This window comes from Bacillus cereus group sp. BceL062, from assembly GCF_051780025.1.
Taxonomy (GTDB): domain Bacteria; phylum Bacillota; class Bacilli; order Bacillales; family Bacillaceae_G; genus Bacillus_A; species Bacillus_A toyonensis.
The window spans coordinates 69,481-92,702 of sequence record NZ_JBPWGY010000007.1 but is presented as its reverse complement, the minus strand read 5'-3'; the positions used below and the strand labels follow the sequence as shown (position 1 = coordinate 92,702).

The window sequence follows — 23,222 nt, the reverse complement described above, 5'->3', positions numbered from 1 at the left end:
AAAACAGGTCCCCCCTCAATATAATTGTCTATTCATGGATTCAGATTATGCTCTCGTTATCTCTAAAAACAATTACACTCGGCTCAATTAACGTGTTACTATCCACACTTTATACAATTCTATATTCTCATTACATTCTACTTCCGTATGAACATTGAATTCTCGATTTTGTGCTAAGAAAAAAGATAGAACATACGCTATTTTATAGTCCGGTGTTTCATATCCATCAAATACCCTTCCGTATATTTCATTCGCGATCCCGTCTGCCCACACTTCAGCTTCTCTTATCGTTTCAAAAATAACGTCTTCCCTTTTCCATCTCACTTAAAAAATCCCTCCTTCAATTGACTTCAGTTATTAAAGTATGTGATAATTTCATATGGTAATTAATATATATGAATGTTATATATACGGAGGTTCTATTATGCGACTAGTACTACCTATTCTAACTTTAGTAGTAACATGTATTCTTACTTTTAACGCTCCAAGCTGGGATACGATTAAAACGGGTTGTTCAGATTTTGCTGCAGGGTTCGCTGAAGGATTCTTCAACTAAAAATAGCGCTAGCTCCCTTATTAAAGGTATGCTAGCGCTATTCATATTTTCATGTTTTAAAAATTATCTAATGCTTTTTCCATAATGGAAACAGATTTAAAAGGTGGCGTTACCGTTAATGAACCTTTAACAACCGTTTCTCCTTTTTCATCATGAGCAGATACAAGCATATCAATTGTATGTGCCTCCTCAGAAACAGCCACAACTTCAAAGTGGATTTGTAACGTTTCATAATGGTGAACATGCTTCACGAACGTAAGGTCCTTCCTAATAATATGACTACCTGGACCTGGTAAATATTTCGTAACCGCCGTTGTAATCATTCCCGTTAGCATAATGCTTGGTACAATCGGCTTTTCATACGGAGTTTGGGATGCGTAATCATGCTGAATATATAATGGATTGGCATCATTCGTTAGCCCTAAATACAATAACAAATCTTTATCCTCAATTTTTTCAGTGATAGATAGTTTCTCTCCTACTGTAATTTCATCCATTTTACGACCAATTTGAACTTTTTTCTTTAACATGTTACAACCCCCTCCGATTTTTTCACCTTATTATCCTACTAAAAGCGATACCTTATCCGAAATTTACTATGATGAGGGCAATGTATAGTATAAATCTACAGTTTCATTATAGGATACTACAAATGATAGCGTTTTCATATTATTTCAAAAAAACATTTCATTAAATAGTAGAAAAAGATTCGGGGCCCCGAATCTTTTTCCGCTTATATTTAATTATTAAACAAGAACTTTCATAACGTTACGTACAGATTCTACAGAGCGATCTAACGCTTCTTTTTCCTCTGCAAGAAGTTCTAATTCAATAATTTTTTCAATTCCGTTACCACCTAGAATTACTGGTACCCCTAAGTAAAGGTCACTATAACCATATTCACCTTCAAGATACGCAATAGCCGGTAATACACGGCGTTGATCTTTTAAGATTGCTTCTGTCATTTCAACTAAAGAAGCCGCTGGTGCGTAATATGCACTACCGTTTCCTAATAAGCCTACAATCTCTCCGCCACCCTTACGTGTACGTTCTACAATTGCCTCTAAACGCTCTTTCGGAATTAACGTTTCTAACGGAATGCCACCCGCATAGGAATAACGTACAAGAGGTACCATGTCGTCACCGTGTCCACCAAGAACAAATCCTGTAATGTCTTTCACAGAAAAATTTAATTCTTGTGCAATGAATGTACGGAAACGAGCTGTATCTAATACGCCCGATTGCCCGATAACACGCTCTTTCGGGAATCCTGCTTCTTTAAATACAGAATATGTCATTGCATCAACTGGATTTGTTAATACAACAATAATCGCATTTGGTGAATGTTTTGCAATGTCGCGCGTAATACTTTTCATAATTTTAGAGTTTGTTGCTACTAAGTCATCACGGCTCATACCAGGCTTACGTGCAATACCTGCTGTAATAACGACAACGTCAGAATCAGCAGTATCTGCGTAATCAGATGTTCCAATAATGTTAGCATCAAAACCTTGTACTGGGCTCGCTTCTAACATATCTAACGCTTTCCCTTTTGTTGGATTTTCCAGTTGTGGAATGTCCACTAATACAACATCTGCAAGTTCTTTTTGTGCTAATAAGAATGCTGTTGTTGCTCCTGTAAATCCTGCACCGATGACTGAAACTTTCTTGCGTTTGATTGTCATAATTTACCCCCCACTTTAATTATGCGTTTTTGATTATCGCTACATCCATGTTTTTAATAAGCTCATTAGCAAATTCAGAACATTTCACTTCTGTTGCGCCTTCCATTAGACGAGCGAAGTCGTATGTTACTACTTTTGATGCAATTGTTTTCTCAACTGAATCAGTTACTAATTTCGCAGCTTCATTCCATCCTAAATGTTCTAGTAATAGTACACCAGAAAGAAGAACAGAAGATGGGTTTACTTTGTCTAAACCTGCATATTTTGGAGCTGTACCATGTGTAGCTTCAAAGATAGCATGTCCAGTCACATAGTTAATGTTTGCACCAGGTGCAATACCAATTCCACCTACTTGTGCAGCAAGTGCATCAGAGATATAGTCACCATTTAAGTTCATTGTTGCAACAACATCGAACTCACGTGGACGAGTTAATATTTGTTGTAAGAAGATATCTGCAATAGAATCTTTTACGATGATTTTTCCAGCCACTTCTGCGTCTGCCATCGCTTTATTCGCTGCATCTTTGCCATCTTTTTCAACGATGCGATCATATTCAGCCCAAGTAAATACTTTATCGCCAAATTCTTGTTCCGCCACTTCATAACCCCAGTTTTTGAAAGCACCTTCTGTAAATTTCATAATGTTTCCTTTATGAACTAATGTAACAGAAGAGCGTTTTTCGTTAATTGCATATTGAATTGCAGCACGAACAAGACGCTTTGTCCCTTCTTCTGAAATTGGTTTAATACCAATACCAGATGTTTCTGGGAAGCGGATTTTATTAACACCCATTGCTTCTTTTAAGAAAGCAAGAACTTTTTCTGCTTCTGGAGATCCTTGTGCATATTCAATTCCAGCATAAATGTCTTCTGTATTTTCACGGAAAATAACCATATCAGTATCTTCCGGACGTTTTACAGGTGAAGGAACACCTTCAAAATAACGAACTGGACGTAGACATACGTATAAATCTAATTCTTGACGAAGCGCTACGTTTAGAGAACGAATACCACCGCCAACTGGAGTTGTAAGTGGACCTTTAATTGCGATTAAATATTCACGGATTAAATTTAAAGTCTCTTCTGGTAACCACTCGCCTGTTTGGTTGAATGCTTTTTCCCCTGCAAGCACTTCTTTCCAAACGATTTTCTTCTCACCATCATAAGCTTTTTCTACTGCTGCTTCTAGTACGCGAGATGCAGCTTCCCAAATATCAGGACCAATTCCATCTCCTTCGATAAATGGAATAATCGGATTGTTTGGTACATTCATAACACCATTAGTTACAGTAATTTTTTCACCTGTCGTCAATGTGATAACCCCCATGTTTGAAATTTCATATGTATGAAACTGAGGGAATAACCCCTCAGTTCAAACCGTTAGTCAAATTAAAATATTCTAATCATTACATCTTCCCAAAAAAATCAGACTTTTGAAAGCGTATTTTTACTATCGAAATAGTGTTTTTCGCTTATCGTTGTGCAATTGGAACATATACTTGATGTGTTGGTCCATTATAATCAGCACGCGGACGGATTAAACGGTTGTTTTCATATTGTTCTAGAATATGAGCTAACCAGCCTGACATACGGCTAATTGCAAAAATAGGCGTAAATAAGTCATGGTCAATTCCTAAACAATGGTATACAGAAGCTGAATAGAAATCAACATTTGGTGGAAGACCTTTTTCTTTTGTTACAATGTCTTCAATTTTGATAGACATATTATACCATTTCTCTTCTCCTAAAAGCACGCATAATCTCTTAGACATTTCACGTAAATGTTTTGCACGTGGATCACCTTGCTCATACACACGATGACCAAAGCCCATGATTTTCACCTTATTTTGAAGAGCATTATGAATATATGATTCTACATTTTCTTCTTCGCCAATTTCAGTTAACATCTTCATTACATTTTCATTTGCCCCGCCGTGAAGAGGACCTTTTAACGCACCGATTGCTGCAGTAATACCAGAATATACATCTGAAAGTGTAGCTACGCAAACACGTGCAGTAAATGTAGAAGCGTTTAACTCATGATCTGCATGAAGTACAAGCGCCTTATCAAAAGCTTCAATTTCAACTTCATTTGGCTCACGATCATTTAACATGTACAAGAAGTTTGCAGCTAATGATAAATCTTTTCTCGGTTCAACAATATCTAAACCTTTACGGATTCTTGCATAAGCGGCAATTAAAGTTCCCACTTGAGCTTGTAATTTAACCGCTTTCAAATAATTGGACTTTTCATCCATAATTTCAGCGCTCTCATCGTATAATGATAGCATGGAAATTGCAGTTCGTAAAACAGACATAGGATGTGCGATCTTTAAATCTACTTGTTTCAAATATGTTAAAATTTCACCTGGCACTTTATAGTATTCTGATACAGTTTCATTAAATTCCGCTAGCTCTTGTTCGTTAGGAAGCTTGCGGTGCCATAATAAGTACACTACTTCTTCAAATGTAGCATTCTCAGCTAAATCATCAATATTATACCCAACATAAGTTAATGTATCATCAATAATAGAGCTCACAGATGATGTTGTTGCTACTACCCCTTCTAAACCTCGAATAACAGTCATGACATTCTCTCCTTTTCCTGAAAAATTCTCCCAACCTTGCTCCTTATATCTATTTGCTCCCCTTATGAATTATGAACGCCCGTTCACTCTTTAGGCAAGCAAAATGCACGATCATGCACATTTGTTGCGATGTTCCCCTCTTAATGTCCATTGCTTACATGGAAAGCATGAGCGTGAATGTCTCCCCGAATCCTCACGCTCAGAACAACAAGTTAGTGAGGAAAATGAATTCCGAAGAGTTTTATGATAAAAACAACATAAAACAATATCATTATAAAATTGTTTTATGTTGTTTTTATTTTATCTGGTGTAAAGTCTCTGCTGTTATGTAACTTTTCAAAGTTTCTAATTCTATTATAAACAATTATCTGACTTTTGTGAACAGAAAGAATTCAAAAATTTTATATTACTATAAAATTCCTTATTTAAACATTTGTATAATACTCATAACTGCATAGGCAATTCCAGCCCCAATTAACGGGCCTACAGCCACCCCATTAAATAAGGCAACCGCTATAATCGTCCCAAAAACAAGCGCAGTTGTAATATGAGGGTCCGTCGTCAATAATTGTACGCCGCCTTTCGCTAACAAAGCGACCGCCACACCTGAGGCTAAAGCAATCCATGCATAATATGATTTCGCTGCTTCTCCGAGTTGTTTAAAGCCTATTTCCCCTGTCGCAATCGGTACGAGCACTGCTATTGTAATGACTGTTACACCAAGGTTAATCCCTTTTGTTTGTAAATAAGGAAAGATTTTATCTCCTAAAAACGTAAACTTCAATAAGAATAACACTCCAATGGCTACAGTAAGCGATTGGTTTTTAGCAATAAGTCCTATAATAAGTAGTATGAATAAAAATAACGTTGACTGACTAATCATGTTTGCACTTCCTTTCTGAAAATAATGAACTCGCTTCCAAACAAAAATACCTTTAAACCTATCGTTATACATGTCATATCGATGTCTATTTGCCAATGAGAATAAGCCAACAATTTCATTTTTGTATGCATTTTTAACTTACAAAACGAGACTGTAACCAAAAAAATCAAAGCATATATACATTTTTGAAAACGATGGTCTCTCCTTTCTTTTCTAACAAGAAACAGGTAAAATAAAAAGAAGAGAAAATGAAGTTTTTACCATATAGTAGAAGCATCATCAACAAGCTTTTACAGTCGTTCATGTACTGAAAAAGCAGGGAAAATCCATCATTCCACTATAACATAAAAGTGAAACTTTAATCAGTGAATGCTACTCGTTATAAGTTGAACGAATTAGGCTAATACAAATTGGAATGGGAGGTATACATCTTTGAACCGAAACTTACTATATATGATATTGCGACTCATATTTGTCATTGTAGCAACGGTAGCTGGGTTCTATGTATTACTATACATGTCAGGACTTATCTATCCTTTTATTATCGCTTTTGCATTTGCTTATTTGATTAATCCTGTCGTCAATTTCCTTAATCAAAAACTACAATTCCCTCGCGCACTAGCAGTACTCGTTAGCTTAATTCTCGTATTCGGAGCTATCGTCGGGCTTGTTACATACCTTGTAACAGAAGCAATATCTGCCACAACATACTTACTACAACTTGTTACAGTAAAGTTTCCGGATATCGTTAAATTCGCAGAGCAATTTGCACTTAATCATATTATGCCTCTCTATGACGATTTAATTTCTAAATTTAATCATCTTGGAGAACCGCAGCGTTATACAATTACACAAAACATCCAAAACTTAGGAACTGAAGCAACAACACAAATGAAAGAACTTTTAACAGCTATTATAAGTGGATTAACAAATTTCATTAGTGCATTACCAACAACTCTAACTGTTCTTGTATTCATTTTATTAGCCACTTTCTTCATTAGTTACGATTGGCACCGTCTTGCTCAAAAAGCAAGAAAACTTCTACCGAATCGTGTACATGGCTACGGAAAAACTATTTTTGTCGATTTAAGAAAAGCTTTGTTCGGTTTTGTTAAAGCGCAACTTACACTCGTATCTATGACAACCGTTATTGTACTAATCGGACTTTTAATATTACGCGTACCATACGCTATTACTATCGCGATTATTACAGGTGTTGTAGATTTACTCCCATACTTAGGGACAGGAGCCGTCTTCGTCCCTTGGGTTATATACGTGTTTTTCACTGGCGACACTGCATTCGCCATCGGTCTTCTTATTCTATACATCGTCGTGATTGTCCAAAGGCAAATTATGGAACCTAAAGTGCTTTCATCTAATATTGGCCTGGATCCATTAGCGACACTAGTCGCTCTATTTATCGGCTTTAAGCTCTTCGGTTTCTTAGGATTAATCATCGGTCCAGTCACATTAGTACTACTTAATACATTACACAAAGCTCATGTCTTCCATGACTTGTGGAAATACATTAAAGGTTCACCCTCTTCAAAACAATAATTTCTAATTCACACAAAAAACTTAAGGGATAATGAGTGCAATTTCCCACTCATTATTCCTTGTACTTCTTTTTCATACTAACTACATGCAAAAAGAGAATTGCCCCAAAAAAGGATAATTCTCTTGTTTTTTTGCATATAAAAACGAATTTTTTAACCAAAAATACATTTTTATTCTATTTACTTTATAATTATTACTTACTTTTATTACTTTTTATGTAAATGAATAAATATACAAATTAGTATAAGATAAGGCTTCAACTAACGATTTTCCTGCTTTTATCAGATTTCATTACGTTCCTCGATCCTTCATACACAAAAATAAAACTTCAATATAGCGGATTTTTTCTACATCCTATTCATTAAGAACAAATAGTATCCAATTTACATGTTCAATCAGAAATATATATCCTACACAATAAAGTGAAACTTTAATCAATCCGGTTTTGTTCATCCCCCATTAATTATTAACCCGCACCAATCAGGCTTTTTGCAGAATAAAAAAAGTAGTGCTTAGATCGCTATAATCTAAGCACTACTTCTGAATAATAATAGTAGATCTCTTTCTAAACTTCCATTCCATCCACTTCATAACAAGCGGCTTCAATAAAGCCCTAGTAAAAGGGACAACAAAAATAAACCCCATTACATCCGTCACATATCCAGGAAGCACTAAAAGAATACCTCCTACAAATACAAAAATACCATCTAGTACTGCCTCGCCTGGCATTTCTCCTCTATTCAACTTAGATTGAATCTCTCTAAGCACTTTAAACCCTTGCCTTTTCGCCAAATATACACCTACAACACCAGTAAATACAATCATGGCGAACGTAGACCATAACCCTATTACATGACTCGACCCAATTAATACCGTAATCTCAACCGCCGGTATTAAAATCAACAAGAATAACAACCATTTCACAGTTCTGCACTCCTTTCACAAATCGCTTTAAAGACCCCTAAAACGCTCATATAGACTAAACAGAAGTAAGACATCCATTCACATTAAACTTCATAACAAGCAGCTTGTAAAAGCAAATTTAGACGTTTTAAAATAGTTCTATCATGTTTTTGTGTAAAAAAAAGAGAAGGACTCCGCTCCTTCTCTCCGTATTACTTCTTATAGCACTTCCGCATGTCCATTATAAACAATTCCGCGTGCCGCATCAACTGTTACTTCTTGGCCATTTTTTAAAGTTGCTGTTACGCCGTTTACACCAACGATAACAGGAATACCGATTGATACGCCTACAACAGCTGCATGGCTAGTTAAGCCACCTTCTTCTACAACTAAAGCAGCAGCTTTTTCGATTGCAGAAATCATATCTTTATCAGTGCTTGTTGTAACAAGGATATCACCTTCGTTTACGTTCGCTACAGCTTCAGCAGCTGTTTTTGCTACAACTACTTTACCTTTTGCAGCTTTACGACCGATTCCTTGTCCTTTAGCAACTTCTTCACCAACAACATGGATTTTCATTAAGTTTGTTGTACCAGTTTCAGCAACCGGAACACCCGCAGTGATTACTACAGTGTCTCCAAGTCCGATTAGACCTGCATCCATACCTGTGTGAATCGCAGTATCTAGCATTTCGTCAGTAGACGCTGCACGTTTCCCAGCCATAAATGCTTGTACACCCCAAACAAGTGCAAGACGACGTCCTACTTGCTCGTCAGATGTTACAGCTACGATTGGAGATTTCGGACGGTATTTAGAGATCATTTTCGCAGTATGTCCACTTTCTGTTGGAGCTACGATCGCAGCTACATCAAGAGCAAGTGCTGTATGCGCAACAGATTGGCTAATTGCATCTGTAATTGTTGGAGTGAACTCTTTAATACGTTTTTTGAACATATCTTCGTATTGTAATGATTTTTCAACACGTACTGCAATGTTAGCCATCATTGTTACCGCTTCTACTGGATATTGACCAGCAGCAGTTTCACCTGAAAGCATGATTGCATCCGTACCATCGAAGATTGCGTTAGCTACGTCACTTGCTTCCGCACGAGTTGGACGTGGGTTACGTTGCATAGAATCTAACATTTGCGTTGCAGTAATAACCGGTTTACCTAATACGTTACATTTTTTGATTAGACGTTTTTGTACTAAAGGTACTTCTTCTGGTGGAATTTCCACACCCATATCACCACGAGCTACCATTAAACCGTCAGAAACTTCTAAGATTGAATCGATATTGTCGATACCTTCTTGGTTTTCGATTTTTGGTACGATTTGGATGTATTGAGCATTACGCTCTTCTAATAATTCACGAATTTCTAATACGTCAGATGCTTTACGAACGAAAGATGCTGCGATGAAATCAACTTTTTGCTCGATACCAAAGATGATATCTTTTACGTCTTTTTCAGTGATACCAGGAAGCTTAATGCTTACGTTTGGTACGTTAACACCTTTTTTATTTTTTACAGTTCCACTGTTTAAAACTTTTGTACGGATATTTCCGTCAGCTTTTTCGATTACTTCTAGCTCGATAAGACCGTCATCGATTAGAATGCGAGAACCTGGGTCTACATCATCATAAAGACCAGCATAAGATACAGAGAACTTCTCTGCAGTACCTAATACTTGCTCAGTAGAAAGAACTACTTCTGCACCTGTTACAAGTTCAGCTTGTCCGTCTACGAAGTCGTGAGTACGGATTTCTGGACCTTTTGTATCAAGTAAGATACCAACTGTTTTACCAGTTTTCTTTGAAGCTTCACGAATGTTTTTAATACGAGCGCCGTGCTCTTCATGGCTACCATGAGAGAAGTTTAAACGAGCAACGTTCATACCCGCTTCCATTAATTGTTCTAATTTCTCAATACTTTCACTAGCAGGACCTATTGTACATACAATTTTAGTTTTACGCATATTGCACCTCCGAAAATTATGAAACCGTTCCCAAATATCCGACATTACGCCGATTAGATGGATAATTCTTTAGATAATTGATACATATCTTTATCGATTGTATGCTTTTGAGCTAACGCCTCGATAATGTCATGATCAACAAGTTTATTATCTTGAATACCTACACAGCGTCCACCTTTACCAGCAATTAACAACTCAACTGCTCTTGCGCCAAGACGACTTGCTAATACACGGTCTTGTGCACTTGGTGATCCACCACGTTGTACGTGACCTAATACAGTTACACGAGTATCAAAGTTTGTTGCTTCTTCAATATGCTTACCGATGTCAATTGCACTTCCAACACCTTCAGCTACAATGATAATACTGTGTTTTTTCCCACGTTCGCTACCGCGTTTTAGACGAGCGATTACATCATCCATGTCATACTCTTCTTCTGGAATTAAGATCGTTTCTGCACCATCAGCTAAACCAGCCCATAATGCGATGTCTCCAGCATGACGTCCCATTACTTCGATAACATATGTACGTTCATGAGATGTAGCTGTGTCACGGATTTTATCAATTGCATCAATAACAGTATTTAAAGCTGTATCGAAACCAATTGTGAAGTCTGTTCCAGGAATATCATTGTCGATTGTACCTGGTACACCAACACATGGGAATCCTTGTTCAGTTAATTTTTTAGCACCTTGGTAAGAGCCATCTCCACCAATAACAACAAGTCCTTCGATACCGTGTTTCTTTAATTGCTCGATACCTTTTAGTCGTACTTCTGGGTCTTTAAACTCAGGACATCTTGCTGTATATAATTTCGTACCACCGCGGTGGATAATATCGCCAACAGAACCAAGTTCTAATTTTTCAATGTGACCAGAAATTAATCCAGCGTATCCATGGTAAATACCATATACTTCAATATCATGGAAAATCGCTTTACGAACAACTGCACGAATGGCAGCATTCATACCAGGTGAATCTCCACCACTTGTTAATACACCAATACGTTTCATTTGTACTCACCTCATAAAGATTATTTGCCTTATAATAAAATAACACGAAAAAATATAAAAACACAATGGAGAAGATGTGTCTTTTCATAATAAAAACGTGCATTCGCGAAGAGGAACGCACGCTTTTCTTATTTTATCCCAATGGAAGCGTTTGAAAACGAAACTTGCCCAATTTTCATATATTTTTCATAACGTTTTTCGATTAATTCATCTTTCGAAATTCCGTTTAATTGTTCAAAAGTTTTTCTAATCATTAAGTCTATATTTTCTGACTGTTTTAAAAGATTACGGTGAGCTCCACCTTTTGCCTCTGGAATAATTTCATCAATTACACCTAATTCTTTCAAATCTGCTGCTGTAATTTTCATTGCTTCTGCAGCTTCCTTCGCTTTTCCTGCATCTTTCCAAAGAATTGCCGCTGCACCCTCTGGTGTAATAACAGAATAAGTGGAATTTTCTAGCATATGAATGTAATCTCCTACTCCAAGACCTAGCGCACCACCACTACCGCCTTCACCGATAACGATACAAATAACCGGTACCGTTAAACCTGCCATCTCAAATAGATTGCGGGCAATAGCTTCACTTTGTCCACGTTCTTCAGCTGCTTTACCAGGATAAGCTCCCTTCGTATCGATGAAACAAATAATAGGACGATTAAACTTTTCTGCTTGTTTCATGAGACGCAGTGCTTTTCGATATCCTTCTGGATGAGGCATCCCAAAATTACGACGAATATTTTCTTTCGTATCTTTTCCGCGCTGATGCCCAATTACAGTTACAGGCATCCCCTTATATTTCGCAATGCCGCCGACAATCGCTGCATCATCGCCAAATAGGCGATCTCCATGACATTCAAAAAAATCAGTAAATAAGTGCTCAATATAATCGAGCGTTGTCGGTCGTTCTGCATGACGAGCAATTTGCACACGGTCCCATACTTTCATATTGCCGTATATATCTTCCTCTAAATTTTCTAGCTTGTCTTCCAAAATACGAATCTCCTCACTGAAGTCCATCTGGCTGTTTTTCGTATAGTCTTTCAGTTCACGGATCTTATTTCTTAGCTCAACAACTGGTTTTTCAAATTCTAGCTCTGCCATACAGCCATTTCCCCTCCTTGATGAACTTCTAAAATCTTACGAAGTGATTCTTTCATATCATCACGATGCACAACCGCATCTAATTGACCATGGTCTAGTAAAAATTCTGCCGTTTGGAAATCTTCTGGTAGTTTCTCACGCACTGTTTGTTCAATTACACGTCTACCAGCAAATCCGATAAGTGCACCTGGCTCCGCAAGATTATAATCACCAAGTGAAGCAAAACTCGCTGAAACCCCGCCCGTCGTTGGGTGAGTCATAACAGAAATAAATAACCCTCCTGCATTACTATGCTTTTTCAAAGCTACGCTTGTTTTTGCCATTTGCATTAAACTTAATATACCTTCTTGCATACGGGCACCACCCGAAGCAGTAAAGATAATAAATGGAACTTGTAAGTCGTATGCCTTTTCAACCGCACGGGCAATTTTTTCTCCTACAACAGAGCCCATGCTCCCCATTCGAAAACGAGAATCCATTACTGCAACAACAACAAGCATGTCATCAATTGTTCCTTCACCAGTTACAACCGCTTCATTCAATTCAGTCTTCTTACGATCGTTCTCTAATTTCTCTTCATATCCCGGAAACTCGAGTGGATTTAATGAAACCATTTCTTTGTCATACTCACGGAATGACCCTTCGTCCAATATACTATCAAGGCGCTCCCATGCATTCATAGGATGATGATATCCACAGTTCACACATACTTTTAAATTTTTCAGAAGTTCTTTCGTATACATGATTTTTTTACATTTCGGACATTTTGTCATAACGCCATCTGGTACATCTTTTCGTACTTGTTCTGAAGGTATTGCAGCATACTTTTTCTTTTTCACGAATAAATCTCTTAGCACAATTTGACCCCCTTCGTTGAGAGCTAAGGTTAGCGTAAGAAGAAAATGGGGCTAACACCAATGTTTGATGTTAGCCTTATCTTCTCAATCTGTCTAATAACCTCTCTCTTTACGTTTAACTTTAACCGCTATGCGGTAGAATGTTTGTCATAACGTGTCATGGTCATTTCGACAAATTTTATACATTACGAGTGAAACTGTATATTCTCTACTAATTCATCGTAAATTTTTAGTGCATCATTTTCTTGTTTTTCTTCCAAAGTAGCATAAAGCTTTCTATACATATCGATAGAATCTCCTGAAACTTTACAAGAAAGAGTTGCTACGTAATCATTTACGATCATCCAAATGCGATATAGTAAATAATTATCGACTTGTTCAATTAGTGTTTTAAAGAACGTTTGGTGAAGCATTGGAATCGAACTTTCATTTTCTTCAAGCACTTTCTGTAATCTACTTAGCACTTTAGAAAATGTTTCTTTCGGTAAATTACATACAATTCGAATCATATCTTTCTCAAGCAATCGTTTTGTTTGTAATAAATCACGAATTGTTTTCTCATCTTGCAATAGAAACGGAGCAATTAGTTGTACAAGACCGTTATCGTAAAAGTTTCGAATAAACGTCCCTTCACCCCGTCTCGTTTCAATTAACCCTACCAGTTCTAAAGCACGCAATGCTTCTCTTACAGATGAGCGTCCTACGTTTAAGCGTGAACTTAGCTCCCGCTCAGACGGCAAACGATCCCCTGCTACCAATCCATCCTCTTCCATAATGGAACGGATTTTTTTTACAATTTCGAGATATACTTTTGTATTTGATGATGTCAATGGAAATTCCTCGCTTATTCTTTACCAATCAGCGCTAATTGTTTTGTTTTCTCAGCAACTTCATTTGGATCTACTTGACGACGAGCTACTCCTGTCTCCATTGCTGCTTTCGCAACGTAAGCTGCCACTCGAGGCGCTACACGCGCGTCAAACGGTGCCGGAATGATATAGTCTGCATTCAACTCATCTTCTGCTACAAGCTCAGCAATAGCCTGTACAGCTGCCATCTTCATTTCTTCGTTAATTTGTGTCGCATGTACGTCAAGTGCACCGCGGAAAATACCAGGGAACGCTAGTACATTATTCACTTGGTTCGGGAAGTCAGAACGACCTGTTCCAACAACAGCTGCGCCCGCTGCTTTTGCCAATTCTGGCATAATTTCCGGAACCGGATTCGCCATTGCAAAAATAATCGCATTGTCATTCATAGTACGAACCATCTCTTCTGTTAATGCACCTTCTGCAGATACACCAATGAATACGTCCGCACCTTGTACAACATCAGCTAAAGAACCTTCTATACGATTCTTATTTGTATATTTTGCAACTTCATCTTTCACTGGATTCATACCAGTAGGACGACCATCATAGATTGCACCTTTACGGTCACACATAATAATGTCGCGTACTCCATAGCGATATAAAAGTTTAATAATTGCAATACCTGCTGCACCTGCGCCATTTGCGACAACTTTAATGTCAGACATTTTCTTTCCAACTAATTTCAGCGCATTCACAAGGCCCGCTACTGTTACGATAGCTGTTCCGTGTTGATCATCATGGAAGATAGGAATATTTGTTTCTTTCTTCAAACGTTCTTCAATAATGAAGCAGTTTGGTGCTGCGATATCTTCTAAGTTAACGCCGCCAAAAGTTGGCTCCATTAATTTTACAGTTTCAACAATTTTATCTACATCGTTTGTATTTAAGGCGATTGGGAATGCATCTACACCAGCAAAGCTCTTGAATAATACAGCTTTACCTTCCATTACTGGAAGAGATGCTTCAGGTCCAATGTTACCAAGACCAAGTACAGCCGTTCCATCCGTCACAACTGCTACCATATTTCCCTTCATCGTATATTCATATACCTTACTTTTATCGTCATAAATTTCTTTACAAGGCTCTGCAACCCCTGGAGAATATGCAAGACTTAAATCTTTTGCATTTTCTACTTTTACTTTTGATACAGTTTCTAATTTTCCTTGATGCACTTTATGCATGTGAAGTGCTTCTTCACGAAGTGTTGACAAACTATCCACTCTCCTCAAATTATTCTAGCTGGTATCAATTTCTCCAAGTGGTCTGACCACGAACACTACTACTATAATAATCGAAGTGTAGGGAAATTGTCCATTATATTTTCACAACTACATTCTCTTCCCCGACAATTTCACGAAGTGTTCCTAAGCATTTTTCACTTGGATGAATCGATAAACTTCGAGATAATTGTACCATTTTATGTTCCTTTTCATAATAAATTAGTACTTTCGCAAAACCCGAATAGTCAAACAATATTTTTGTAACCTGATTCAAAAGCTTTTTTTCATACTGAGACGGCAATTTCACGTAAACAGATGCATCTTTCTTTTCTTCATAAACATCCATTTCCTCTAACGGATATAGTCCGTTTACAATCCATTGCAGCTTATGATTTCTTAGCTCAATCGTACCGTCAACTAAAACAATTGCCCCTTCTTGTAACTTGTCTGAGAAATGTATATACGTGTCCGGGAAAACAACCGCTTCCATTTCATCATTTTGATCACAGAATGTAATAAACGCCATCTTTTGCAATTTTTTCGTACGAATGACTCTCACACTTGTTATATACACGATAGCCCTTTGTACTTTTTTCTTATTTCGCATCGCCTGAGCGAGAGATGGAATTTCTAATTCTTTTGCTAACTTCACATACTGCGCTGTCGGATAGCTGGATAAATAAAAGCCAAGTGCTTCCTTCTCTTTATTTAACTGTTCAATAAAAGAGAGCTCTTCTCCTTGTACATATTTTGATTTTGGAACAGCATCCCCTAAATCACGGGCAAGATTTGCGTACTCTAACGCTCCTTTAAGGCTTTTCCATAAATTCGTTCTCGAAATACCAAAATCGTCAAAACATCCCGACCAGACGAACGCCTCTAAATTTCGTTCTGTTACAAACTTCGCTGGCATACGAAGACAAAATTCAAATAAATCCTCAAACATTTTGCTCTCTCGTTCTTCTAACAATGCCGTCACTGTGGCCATTCCGATATTTCGAATTGAAAGTAAGCTGTAACGTATCGCATTCCCTTCTATTTGGAAGTTGTAACCACTCTTCTGAAGTGACGGTGGCAAAACGTGGAAACCTTTCCGCTTCGTTTCTCGTATATACTGCACAATCTTATCTTCATTTCCAATTGCACTTGATAATAATGCTGTCATAAATTCCAACGTATAATTCGCTTTTAAGTAGGCAAGTTGATATCCGATCATACTGTAAGCTACAGCGTGACTTCGGTTAAAACCATAATTCGCAAATCTTACAATTAAATCGTAAATTTTCTCTGCTGATGTCTCATCGTATCCGTTTCGCAAACAACCCTGCACGAAATGCTGACGTTCCTGATCTAAAATATCACGATTTTTTTTACTCACTGCTCGGCGTAATAAATCTGCTTCTCCGAGCGAAAATCCTGCTAACTTCGATGCAATTTGCATAATTTGTTCTTGGTATACAATTACACCGTATGTTCTTTCTAAAATCGGCTTTAAATCCGGATGTAAATATTCAATTTTTCTTTTTCCGTGCTTCGATTCAATAAAGGTTGGGATTTGTTCCATCGGTCCTGGTCTGTATAACGAGTTAACAGCGACAATGTCTTCAAACTCATTCGGTTTTAATCCGCGAAGTACATTTCGCATACCACCTGATTCAAGCTGGAATACTCCCGTTGTATCCCCTCTCCCTAGCAATTGGAACGTCTTTTCATCTTGGAGAGGTAAATTCCTTATATCAATTTCTTTCCCCGTTTTTTTCACAATAAACTTTATAATATTTTCAAGTAACGTTAAATTACGTAAGCCTAAAAAGTCCATCTTGAGCAACCCGAGTTCTTCTAATGCATCAGCAGGATATTGCGTAACATAAACATCGTTATGTCCTTCTTGAATTGCTACACTACCTGTTAACGGTTCTTGACTCATAATAACGCCAGCGGCATGAATAGACGTATGACGAGGTAAGCCTTCTACACGTTTTGCAATTTCAAACACACGCTCATGAAGAAGATTGCCTTGTATAAACTCACGGAGTGATTGTGATTCTTCATATGCATCTTTTAACGTTATACCAAGCTTTGATGGAATAAGCTTTGAAAATATGTCAATGTCTCGCGGCGGAAGCCCCATTACACGAGCAATATCTCTAATTGCTGCTTTCGCTGCAAGCGTCCCAAATGTTACAATTTGCGCCACGCGGAGCTGACCATACTTATCTTTCACATATCGGATCATCTCATCACGTCTTATATCTGGAAAATCGATATCAATGTCCGGAAGGGTCACACGTTCGGGATTTAAAAATCTTTCAAATAACAAATCGTATTCAATCGGATCAATATCTGTAATTTCTAATACGTACGAAACGAGTGAGCCAGCTGCCGATCCACGGCCTGGTCCTGTTAAAATATGATTTTCATGTGCATACTTCATAAAGTCCCATACGATGAGAAAATAATCACTAAATCCCATACTAGAAATGACGTTTAGTTCATGATCCAAACGCTTTATATGCACTTCTTTTGGCGTACCATAACGTTTATGCAAGCCTTCTTCACAAACACGGCGTAAGTAAGTATCATTCGTCTCGTTAGATGGAACAGGAAATTTCGGTAATTGATTTACATGAAACGGTATTTCTACTTTACAACGTTCTGCAATTTTTACAGTGTTGTAAATTGCCTCTTCCGTGTGAGAAAATAGTGCTTCCATTTCATCCGATGACTTTAAATAATATTGATCTGTTTTGAGCCTCGGCCTATCTGGATCAGTCATTTTCGTTCCACTTTCAACAGATAGTAAACATTCGTGAACGAGCGCGTCACTTTGATTGATATAGCGCACATCGTTTGTTGCAACGACTGGAATATTAACCCTACTAATAAATTCAGGTAGTTTCTCTTGTAAAAGCAACTCATCTTGAATCGCATGATGCTGCAAACTCATATAAAAATGGCCGAACATATTTTGATATGTGCGAGCTACTTCTTCAGCCTGACTCTCATTGTCTTCTAGTAATAATTGCTCAATTTCGCCATCTTTACCTGGTGAAATAGCAATTAATCCTTTCGCATAATGCGCAAGCCACTTCTTAGGAATGCCTTCTTTGGACTTTGTCATAATACTGCTAGAAATCTTTAATAAATTTTGGTAGCCTATTTCATTCTCAGCAAGTAATACAAGCGGATAAGACCTTTCTTCTTCTTCACTAAAAATAGAAGCGGTTAATCCAATAACAGGCTGTATACCATGTTTCTTACATGCTTTATAAAACGGAATAACGCCATACATAACATTTTCATCCGTAATAGCCAGCGATGAAAAACCAAGCTCTTTCGCCCTGACTACAAGCTCATCAATTTTACAAGCACTTTTTAATAAACTAAAAACGGTTTGACATTGTAAATGCACAAACTTCACTGTTGTACCCTCTCTTTACCTATTTGACTACTTTCATTATAGGTGATGAGGAAAGCGGAAATCAAAACATACTTCTCATACTTTGTCCATATATATGAAGAAGAAAGGGGAATGACGATGGATGTAAGAGAACATACTTTTTTCTCTCTGCTTATTATTAGTTATTTTATTGCCTTTGGGGTTATACTTGGCGGTTCATTAATTGGTGGATTTGGTGCGTTTCTTATCGGAAAACCAGCTCTAACTTACATTAATCAATTCGCCCAAAATTTAAGAATTTGGGCACTCGTTGCAGCAATCGGCGGAACATTTGATACCTTTTATAGCTTTGAAAGAAGCTTCTTTGGCGGAGATATGAAAGATATCGTAAAACAAATTCTCCTTATTTTTTTCGCAACTGGCGGTATGCAAACAGGTCTTATTATTATTAAATGGCTAACGCAGGAACATGTATGAGAGTGCCAAGTGCCAATACAGCAAAAAGATGGTACTTAGTTTTAGCTGGTGCTGCTGTTGGAGGCGTGTTGAGCTGGTTTATTTTTTTGTACATATACGGTGTTTTTCAAGAAGAACAAGCTAGTAAAATAGCAGAACAAAGAGAAATTATAGAAAAACAAGAAGCAAAGCTCCACGTCCTTCTCGAAGATCAAGAAAAGTTGAACACAGAAAATAAACGTCTCTTAACAATTCAAGAGATTAAAATAAAAATAATAAATCGAGAAAAATATGATTTAGACAATCTAACACTCGAAAATATGACCACTTCTATCCATAATGACCTCCAGCATCTTTTAACGAAAAACATTCAAAGTATCGCAAAAAATAAAGACCTACTCAAAAAAGCAATCGAAAACAAAACGTACAAACATTACGATCGTATATACCGCTTTAAAGTCGATACAATTTCTTTTGATACTGTACTTGAAATTAGTATTGATATAGAGAAAGAAAAATAAAGAAGGAGGGCTTAAGCGCTGCTCCTTCTTTTCGTTTTAACATATACTCTCTTATTTACAAATATCACGTAAATCAGCAAACAGACGATCCGCTTCTTCCCAAGAAGATGCTTTTGCACCAGAAGCCATCGGATGTCCTCCGCCGTTATATTGCATTGCTAATTTATTTATAACTGGTCCTTTTGAACGAAGGCGAACACGAATTACATCGTCTTCCTCTAAAAATAGAACCCATGCCTTTAATCCGTCAATATTACCAAGAGCTCCAACAACACCAGATGCTTCAGAAGGAAGTACATCAAATTCTTCTAATACTTCTTTCGTTAATTTAATGTAAGCTGCTCCTTCTTCTACCATCGTAAAGTTTTGTAAAATATAGCCATTTAAACGAGCGATTTTTTCTTTTGTCTTATACATTTCATTGTATAAATCTGTGAATTTCACACCCATATCAACAAGCTCACTTACGTAAAGGAGTGTTTTTGCTGTTGTATTCGGGAATAAGAAACGACCTGTATCTCCAACAATCCCTGCTAAAATAAGGCGAGCTGCTTCTTTTGTTATTTTTAATCCTTTATCTTTTCCATAGTTATAAAACTCATAAATCATTTCACTTGTAGAACTTGCTGTCGTATCTACCCACGTAATATCTCCGTACGGATCTTCATTTGGATGATGATCAATTTTGATTAACATCTTCCCTTTTGTATAGCGTTGATCGTCAACACGTTCTTGGTTCGCAGTATCACAAACAATAACAAGTGCATTTTCGTATACGCTATCTTCAATATTATCCATTACTCGTAAGTATGCTAGTGACGGTTCATTGTATCCAACCGTATAAATATTTTTCTCTGGAAACGATTCTTGCAAAATCGTACCAAGACCGCCTTGTGAACCTAACGCATCTGGATCCGGACGCACATGACGATGAATAATAATTGTCTCAAATTCTTTAATTGCTCCTAAAATTTGCTCATGCATATGTATAATCTCCTTTTTATTCAACTTCTTCACTTTATCCTCCATTATAACGGAAAGTATTTCATACATGCGAACAATTGCTTTATAATAAAAATTAGAAAGTTTAGATATTTCTTTTTTCTTCACTATAATTTTTCACAAAGCGATGGGAGTGTGCATTATGCCAGTATTAGTCTTCTGTATTATCGTCTCATTTATGTTGTACCTCTTCTACAAAACAAAATACTTTCGTACAAACCGCCCAATGGAAAAAGGTTGGCTCTCAGGAAAATCCGCAATGGCACTCGGTTCATTCGTCTTATTCTTCGGGATAAACCAATTCTTTTTAGAACTTTCAACCGCTCGTATGATCGTCGGTGTTTTATTCGTTCTATTTGGTAGTGCGAGTGCATTTAATGGATTTCGCCAATATAAACATTTCTTTCCATTAGCAGTTAAAGAAGCAGAAGCTTATGAAGCAACGTAAAAAAGCATCACCATTGTGATGCTTTTTTACGTCCTCTACTTTTTAAAATCATATATGCAACAAACGCAGAAGGTATATTAAATAGGTTGCCTTGCACATGAAAATGTAATTGTTCCTCTTCAAAAGACATTTTTTCATATAGTTCTCGCTGAGATAATCCTGTACGTTTCCTTTTTTCATGTAAACCTTGTAAATATAAATATTGGATCGGTATCATTACAAGAAAGTAAAATAGTGCGATACCACCAAAGAAGATTATTTCTGATGACATATTGCATACCGCCTCCTCAAAATCCATTTTCTTACAATATAATTGTAACATAGTCTACCATCTAAACAAATTAATATTCTGTCATTTAACATTATATAAATCACTCTCTACATAAAAAAAGATGGAACAAATCAAAACGATTTGTTCCATCTTTTTATTTATCAATCAATTGCACCATAAGTAATGCTTTTCCAACAACATTACCTTCATGGTGTACTTCTACATCAACCTTACCAAATTTACGCCCAATCTCTAATACTTTCGGATGAACCGATACAACATTATCAATCTGAACCGGCTTTACAAAATAAATTGTTAAGTTCTCAACAATTGAATCACTCTTCTTCTGAGCACGAATGACACGGTTTGTTGCTTCTGTCACAATTGTTGTAAATACACCGTAAGATAACGTTCCGATTGAATTCGTCATTTGTGGTGTCACTGAAAATTGATACAAATGCTCATTTTTTGCTTCTTTCGGCGTCATAAATTGATTCGTTACAATATCATCAATCGTTTCACCAACTTGTGGTTGACGCTGAATCATCTGTAATGCCTGAAGTACATCTTGACGACTAATGATACCTTGCAATTTATTTCCATCTTCCACAACAGGAAGTAATTCAATACCTTCCCATACCATCATACGCGCTGCAGCTGCGACAGACATCTTTCCATTTACCGTAATAGGGTGTTTCGTCATCACTTTATCAATTGGTGTATCTTTCGCAACACCAATCATATCTTTCGAAGTTACGATACCTAACACCTTTTTATTTTCATCCACAATTGGATAACGTCCATGCATCGTCTCTTCATTGTACTCATGCCATTTCTGCACGATATCACTAGGCTTTAAATATAGTGTTTCTTCAATCGGTGTTAAAATATCTTCAACGAGTACAATTTCTTTCTTAATAAGTTGATCATAAATTGCGCGGTTAATTAACGTTGCGACCGTAAATGTATCATAGCTACTCGAAATAATTGGCAACTTCAATTCGTCTGCTAACTTTTTCACATGCTCTTCTGTATCAAATCCACCTGTAATTAATACAGCAGCCCCTGTTTCTAATGCTAATTGATGTGCATTCGTACGGTTCCCGATGATAAGCAAGTTCCCCGCTTCTGTATAGCGCATCATCGCTTCTAATTTCATAGCCCCGATTACGAATTTATTTAATGTTTTATGTAGTCCTTCTCTGCCTCCAAGTACTTGACCATCGACAATGTTAACGACTTCTGCATATGTTAGTTTTTCGATATTCTCTTTCTTCTTTTGTTCAATTCGAATTGTTCCGACACGTTCAATTGTACTAACATATCCTTTATTTTCTGCGTCTTTAATCGCACGGTAAGCTGTCCCTTCACTTACACTCAAATCTTTCGCAATTTGCCTTACAGAAATTTTATGCCCTACCGGTAGGCTATTAATATGTTCTAAAATTTGATTATGTTTGGTAGCCAAATGGTTTCACCATACTTTCTTTTCCCTAAATTCTTCATGTGTTGTATTCCCAGTATACTATATTTTCAAAACTGTTACACTCTCTCTTTGTATATCTGTACTATTTTTTTTATAACAAAATGACCCTTACATTCCAATAGTCATTCCATTACAACAATGTAATGCTATTGTCATCTCGTTCGATAGTTCGTCCACACACTTCCATATACAATTAAGACAAGAAATGAAACAAAGGAGCGAATACATGATGAAAAAAATTTTAGAGGTTATAGGCGCAGTATTTTTAGCTTGTGTAGATGGGAAAAAAGTTGCAATGGATTTGAATGAAACTCCTGAACAGCCACGTTCAAAAAGAGAAGAGTCAACTAAACAAATACAGACTTTAAAAGCTGTACTACACGCATAAAAAGCCCTTCACTTGTCTTTTCAAATGAAGGGTATC

23 protein-coding genes are annotated in these 23,222 nt (G+C 37.0%); 6 read left to right on the top strand and 17 right to left on the bottom strand.

Features of this window, described 5'->3' with window-relative positions; translation table 11 throughout:
• Positions 1–87: 87 nt before the first annotated feature.
• Positions 88–324: a hypothetical protein gene (locus ACS2MN_RS17375; RefSeq protein WP_001267375.1), complete on the bottom strand. Its 237-nt coding sequence runs from the start codon at positions 322–324 to the stop codon at positions 88–90.
• A gap of 100 nt (positions 325–424) precedes the next feature.
• Here ACS2MN_RS17375 and ACS2MN_RS17370 point away from each other — a divergent pair, with 100 nt between their 5' ends.
• Complete coding sequence (locus ACS2MN_RS17370; protein WP_001241584.1) at positions 425–556, top strand: hypothetical protein; 132 nt, start codon at positions 425–427, stop codon at positions 554–556.
• A gap of 56 nt (positions 557–612) precedes the next feature.
• On the opposite strand, the gene ACS2MN_RS17365 is transcribed toward ACS2MN_RS17370, so the two are convergent.
• The 5 genes from ACS2MN_RS17365 to ACS2MN_RS17345 all read right to left on the bottom strand — a co-directional run bounded on the left by ACS2MN_RS17365 (position 613) and on the right by ACS2MN_RS17345 (position 5,712).
• Positions 613–1,086: a MaoC family dehydratase gene (locus ACS2MN_RS17365; RefSeq protein ID WP_000914174.1), complete on the bottom strand. Its 474-nt coding sequence runs from the start codon at positions 1,084–1,086 to the stop codon at positions 613–615.
• Positions 1,087–1,302: 216 nt separating this feature from the next.
• Positions 1,303–2,241 (bottom strand): malate dehydrogenase, encoded by a 939-nt coding sequence (mdh, locus tag ACS2MN_RS17360; protein ID WP_000153227.1) that lies wholly within the window; start codon positions 2,239–2,241, stop codon positions 1,303–1,305.
• A 19-nt stretch (positions 2,242–2,260) separates the two neighbouring features.
• Entirely contained in the window at positions 2,261–3,553 is a 1,293-nt protein-coding gene (gene icd, locus ACS2MN_RS17355) for an NADP-dependent isocitrate dehydrogenase (RefSeq protein ID WP_000206907.1), read from the bottom strand.
• 160 nt (positions 3,554–3,713) lie between these two features.
• Positions 3,714–4,829: a citrate synthase gene (gene citZ, locus ACS2MN_RS17350; RefSeq protein ID WP_000216095.1), complete on the bottom strand. Its 1,116-nt coding sequence runs from the start codon at positions 4,827–4,829 to the stop codon at positions 3,714–3,716.
• Between the two features lie 421 nt (positions 4,830–5,250).
• Positions 5,251–5,712, bottom strand: coding sequence for a DUF441 domain-containing protein (locus ACS2MN_RS17345; RefSeq protein ID WP_346994408.1), 462 nt, complete (start codon positions 5,710–5,712; stop codon positions 5,251–5,253).
• A 432-nt stretch (positions 5,713–6,144) separates the two neighbouring features.
• On the opposite strand from ACS2MN_RS17345, the gene ytvI reads away from it, so the two are divergent.
• Positions 6,145–7,269 (top strand): sporulation integral membrane protein YtvI, encoded by a 1,125-nt coding sequence (gene ytvI / locus ACS2MN_RS17340; protein WP_001081386.1) that lies wholly within the window; start codon positions 6,145–6,147, stop codon positions 7,267–7,269.
• 534 nt (positions 7,270–7,803) lie between these two features.
• On the opposite strand, the gene ACS2MN_RS17335 is transcribed toward ytvI, so the two are convergent.
• From ACS2MN_RS17335 to dnaE, 8 genes are all read right to left on the bottom strand, one after another.
• Positions 7,804–8,193, bottom strand: coding sequence for an FxsA family protein (locus ACS2MN_RS17335; RefSeq protein WP_000871649.1), 390 nt, complete (start codon positions 8,191–8,193; stop codon positions 7,804–7,806).
• Between the two features lie 198 nt (positions 8,194–8,391).
• Positions 8,392–10,149 (bottom strand): pyruvate kinase, encoded by a 1,758-nt coding sequence (gene pyk, locus ACS2MN_RS17330; protein WP_001232684.1) that lies wholly within the window; start codon positions 10,147–10,149, stop codon positions 8,392–8,394.
• A 53-nt stretch (positions 10,150–10,202) separates the two neighbouring features.
• The gene (gene pfkA, locus ACS2MN_RS17325) at positions 10,203–11,162 is read right to left on the bottom strand and encodes a 6-phosphofructokinase (RefSeq protein WP_000821156.1); all 960 of its coding nucleotides are present in this window, start codon (positions 11,160–11,162) and stop codon (positions 10,203–10,205) included.
• 128 nt (positions 11,163–11,290) lie between these two features.
• Positions 11,291–12,265: an acetyl-CoA carboxylase carboxyl transferase subunit alpha gene (accA, locus tag ACS2MN_RS17320; RefSeq protein ID WP_000818790.1), complete on the bottom strand. Its 975-nt coding sequence runs from the start codon at positions 12,263–12,265 to the stop codon at positions 11,291–11,293.
• Positions 12,253–13,122, bottom strand: a complete 870-nt coding sequence (gene accD, locus ACS2MN_RS17315; RefSeq protein ID WP_000942864.1) for an acetyl-CoA carboxylase, carboxyltransferase subunit beta — start codon at positions 13,120–13,122, stop codon at positions 12,253–12,255. Before accD ends, accA begins: the two co-directional genes overlap by 13 nt.
• A 185-nt stretch (positions 13,123–13,307) precedes the next feature.
• Positions 13,308–13,952 carry a FadR/GntR family transcriptional regulator gene (locus ACS2MN_RS17310; protein ID WP_000204451.1) on the bottom strand — a complete coding sequence of 215 codons (645 nt, stop codon included), beginning with the start codon at positions 13,950–13,952 and terminating at the stop codon, positions 13,308–13,310.
• 14 nt (positions 13,953–13,966) lie between these two features.
• Positions 13,967–15,175 carry an NAD(P)-dependent malic enzyme gene (locus ACS2MN_RS17305; protein WP_162148121.1) on the bottom strand — a complete coding sequence of 403 codons (1,209 nt, stop codon included), beginning with the start codon at positions 15,173–15,175 and terminating at the stop codon, positions 13,967–13,969.
• Positions 15,176–15,308: 133 nt separating this feature from the next.
• Positions 15,309–18,635 (bottom strand): DNA polymerase III subunit alpha, encoded by a 3,327-nt coding sequence (gene dnaE, locus ACS2MN_RS17300; RefSeq protein WP_000673735.1) that lies wholly within the window; start codon positions 18,633–18,635, stop codon positions 15,309–15,311.
• Positions 18,636–18,677: 42 nt separating this feature from the next.
• On the opposite strand from dnaE, the gene ACS2MN_RS17295 reads away from it, so the two are divergent.
• Together ACS2MN_RS17295 and ytrI are read left to right on the top strand one after the other, a co-directional pair.
• Complete coding sequence (locus ACS2MN_RS17295; protein WP_002034291.1) at positions 18,678–19,091, top strand: YtrH family sporulation protein; 414 nt, start codon at positions 18,678–18,680, stop codon at positions 19,089–19,091.
• Positions 19,088–19,591, top strand: coding sequence for a sporulation membrane protein YtrI (gene ytrI, locus ACS2MN_RS17290; protein ID WP_001265733.1), 504 nt, complete (start codon positions 19,088–19,090; stop codon positions 19,589–19,591). The genes ACS2MN_RS17295 and ytrI overlap by 4 nt, the downstream gene beginning before the upstream one ends.
• Before the next feature lie 51 nt (positions 19,592–19,642).
• On the opposite strand, the gene ACS2MN_RS17285 is transcribed toward ytrI, so the two are convergent.
• On the bottom strand, positions 19,643–20,575 hold the full coding sequence (locus ACS2MN_RS17285) for a DHH family phosphoesterase (protein WP_000545153.1): 933 nt from the start codon (positions 20,573–20,575) through the stop codon (positions 19,643–19,645).
• 160 nt (positions 20,576–20,735) lie between these two features.
• On the opposite strand from ACS2MN_RS17285, the gene ACS2MN_RS17280 reads away from it, so the two are divergent.
• Positions 20,736–21,041: a YtpI family protein gene (locus tag ACS2MN_RS17280; protein ID WP_001144779.1), complete on the top strand. Its 306-nt coding sequence runs from the start codon at positions 20,736–20,738 to the stop codon at positions 21,039–21,041.
• 7 nt (positions 21,042–21,048) lie between these two features.
• Here ACS2MN_RS17280 and ACS2MN_RS17275 read toward each other — a convergent pair whose 3' ends face one another.
• Both ACS2MN_RS17275 and ACS2MN_RS17270 read right to left on the bottom strand, forming a co-directional pair.
• Complete coding sequence (locus ACS2MN_RS17275; protein WP_000093555.1) at positions 21,049–21,312, bottom strand: DUF3949 domain-containing protein; 264 nt, start codon at positions 21,310–21,312, stop codon at positions 21,049–21,051.
• Positions 21,313–21,466: 154 nt separating this feature from the next.
• On the bottom strand, positions 21,467–22,780 hold the full coding sequence (locus ACS2MN_RS17270; RefSeq protein WP_000201581.1) for a DRTGG domain-containing protein: 1,314 nt from the start codon (positions 22,778–22,780) through the stop codon (positions 21,467–21,469).
• Positions 22,781–23,024: 244 nt separating this feature from the next.
• Between ACS2MN_RS17270 and ACS2MN_RS17265 the strand changes: the two genes are divergently transcribed.
• Entirely contained in the window at positions 23,025–23,186 is a 162-nt protein-coding gene (locus tag ACS2MN_RS17265; protein WP_000976100.1) for a hypothetical protein, read from the top strand.
• The last annotated feature ends 36 nt before the right edge of the window (positions 23,187–23,222 follow it).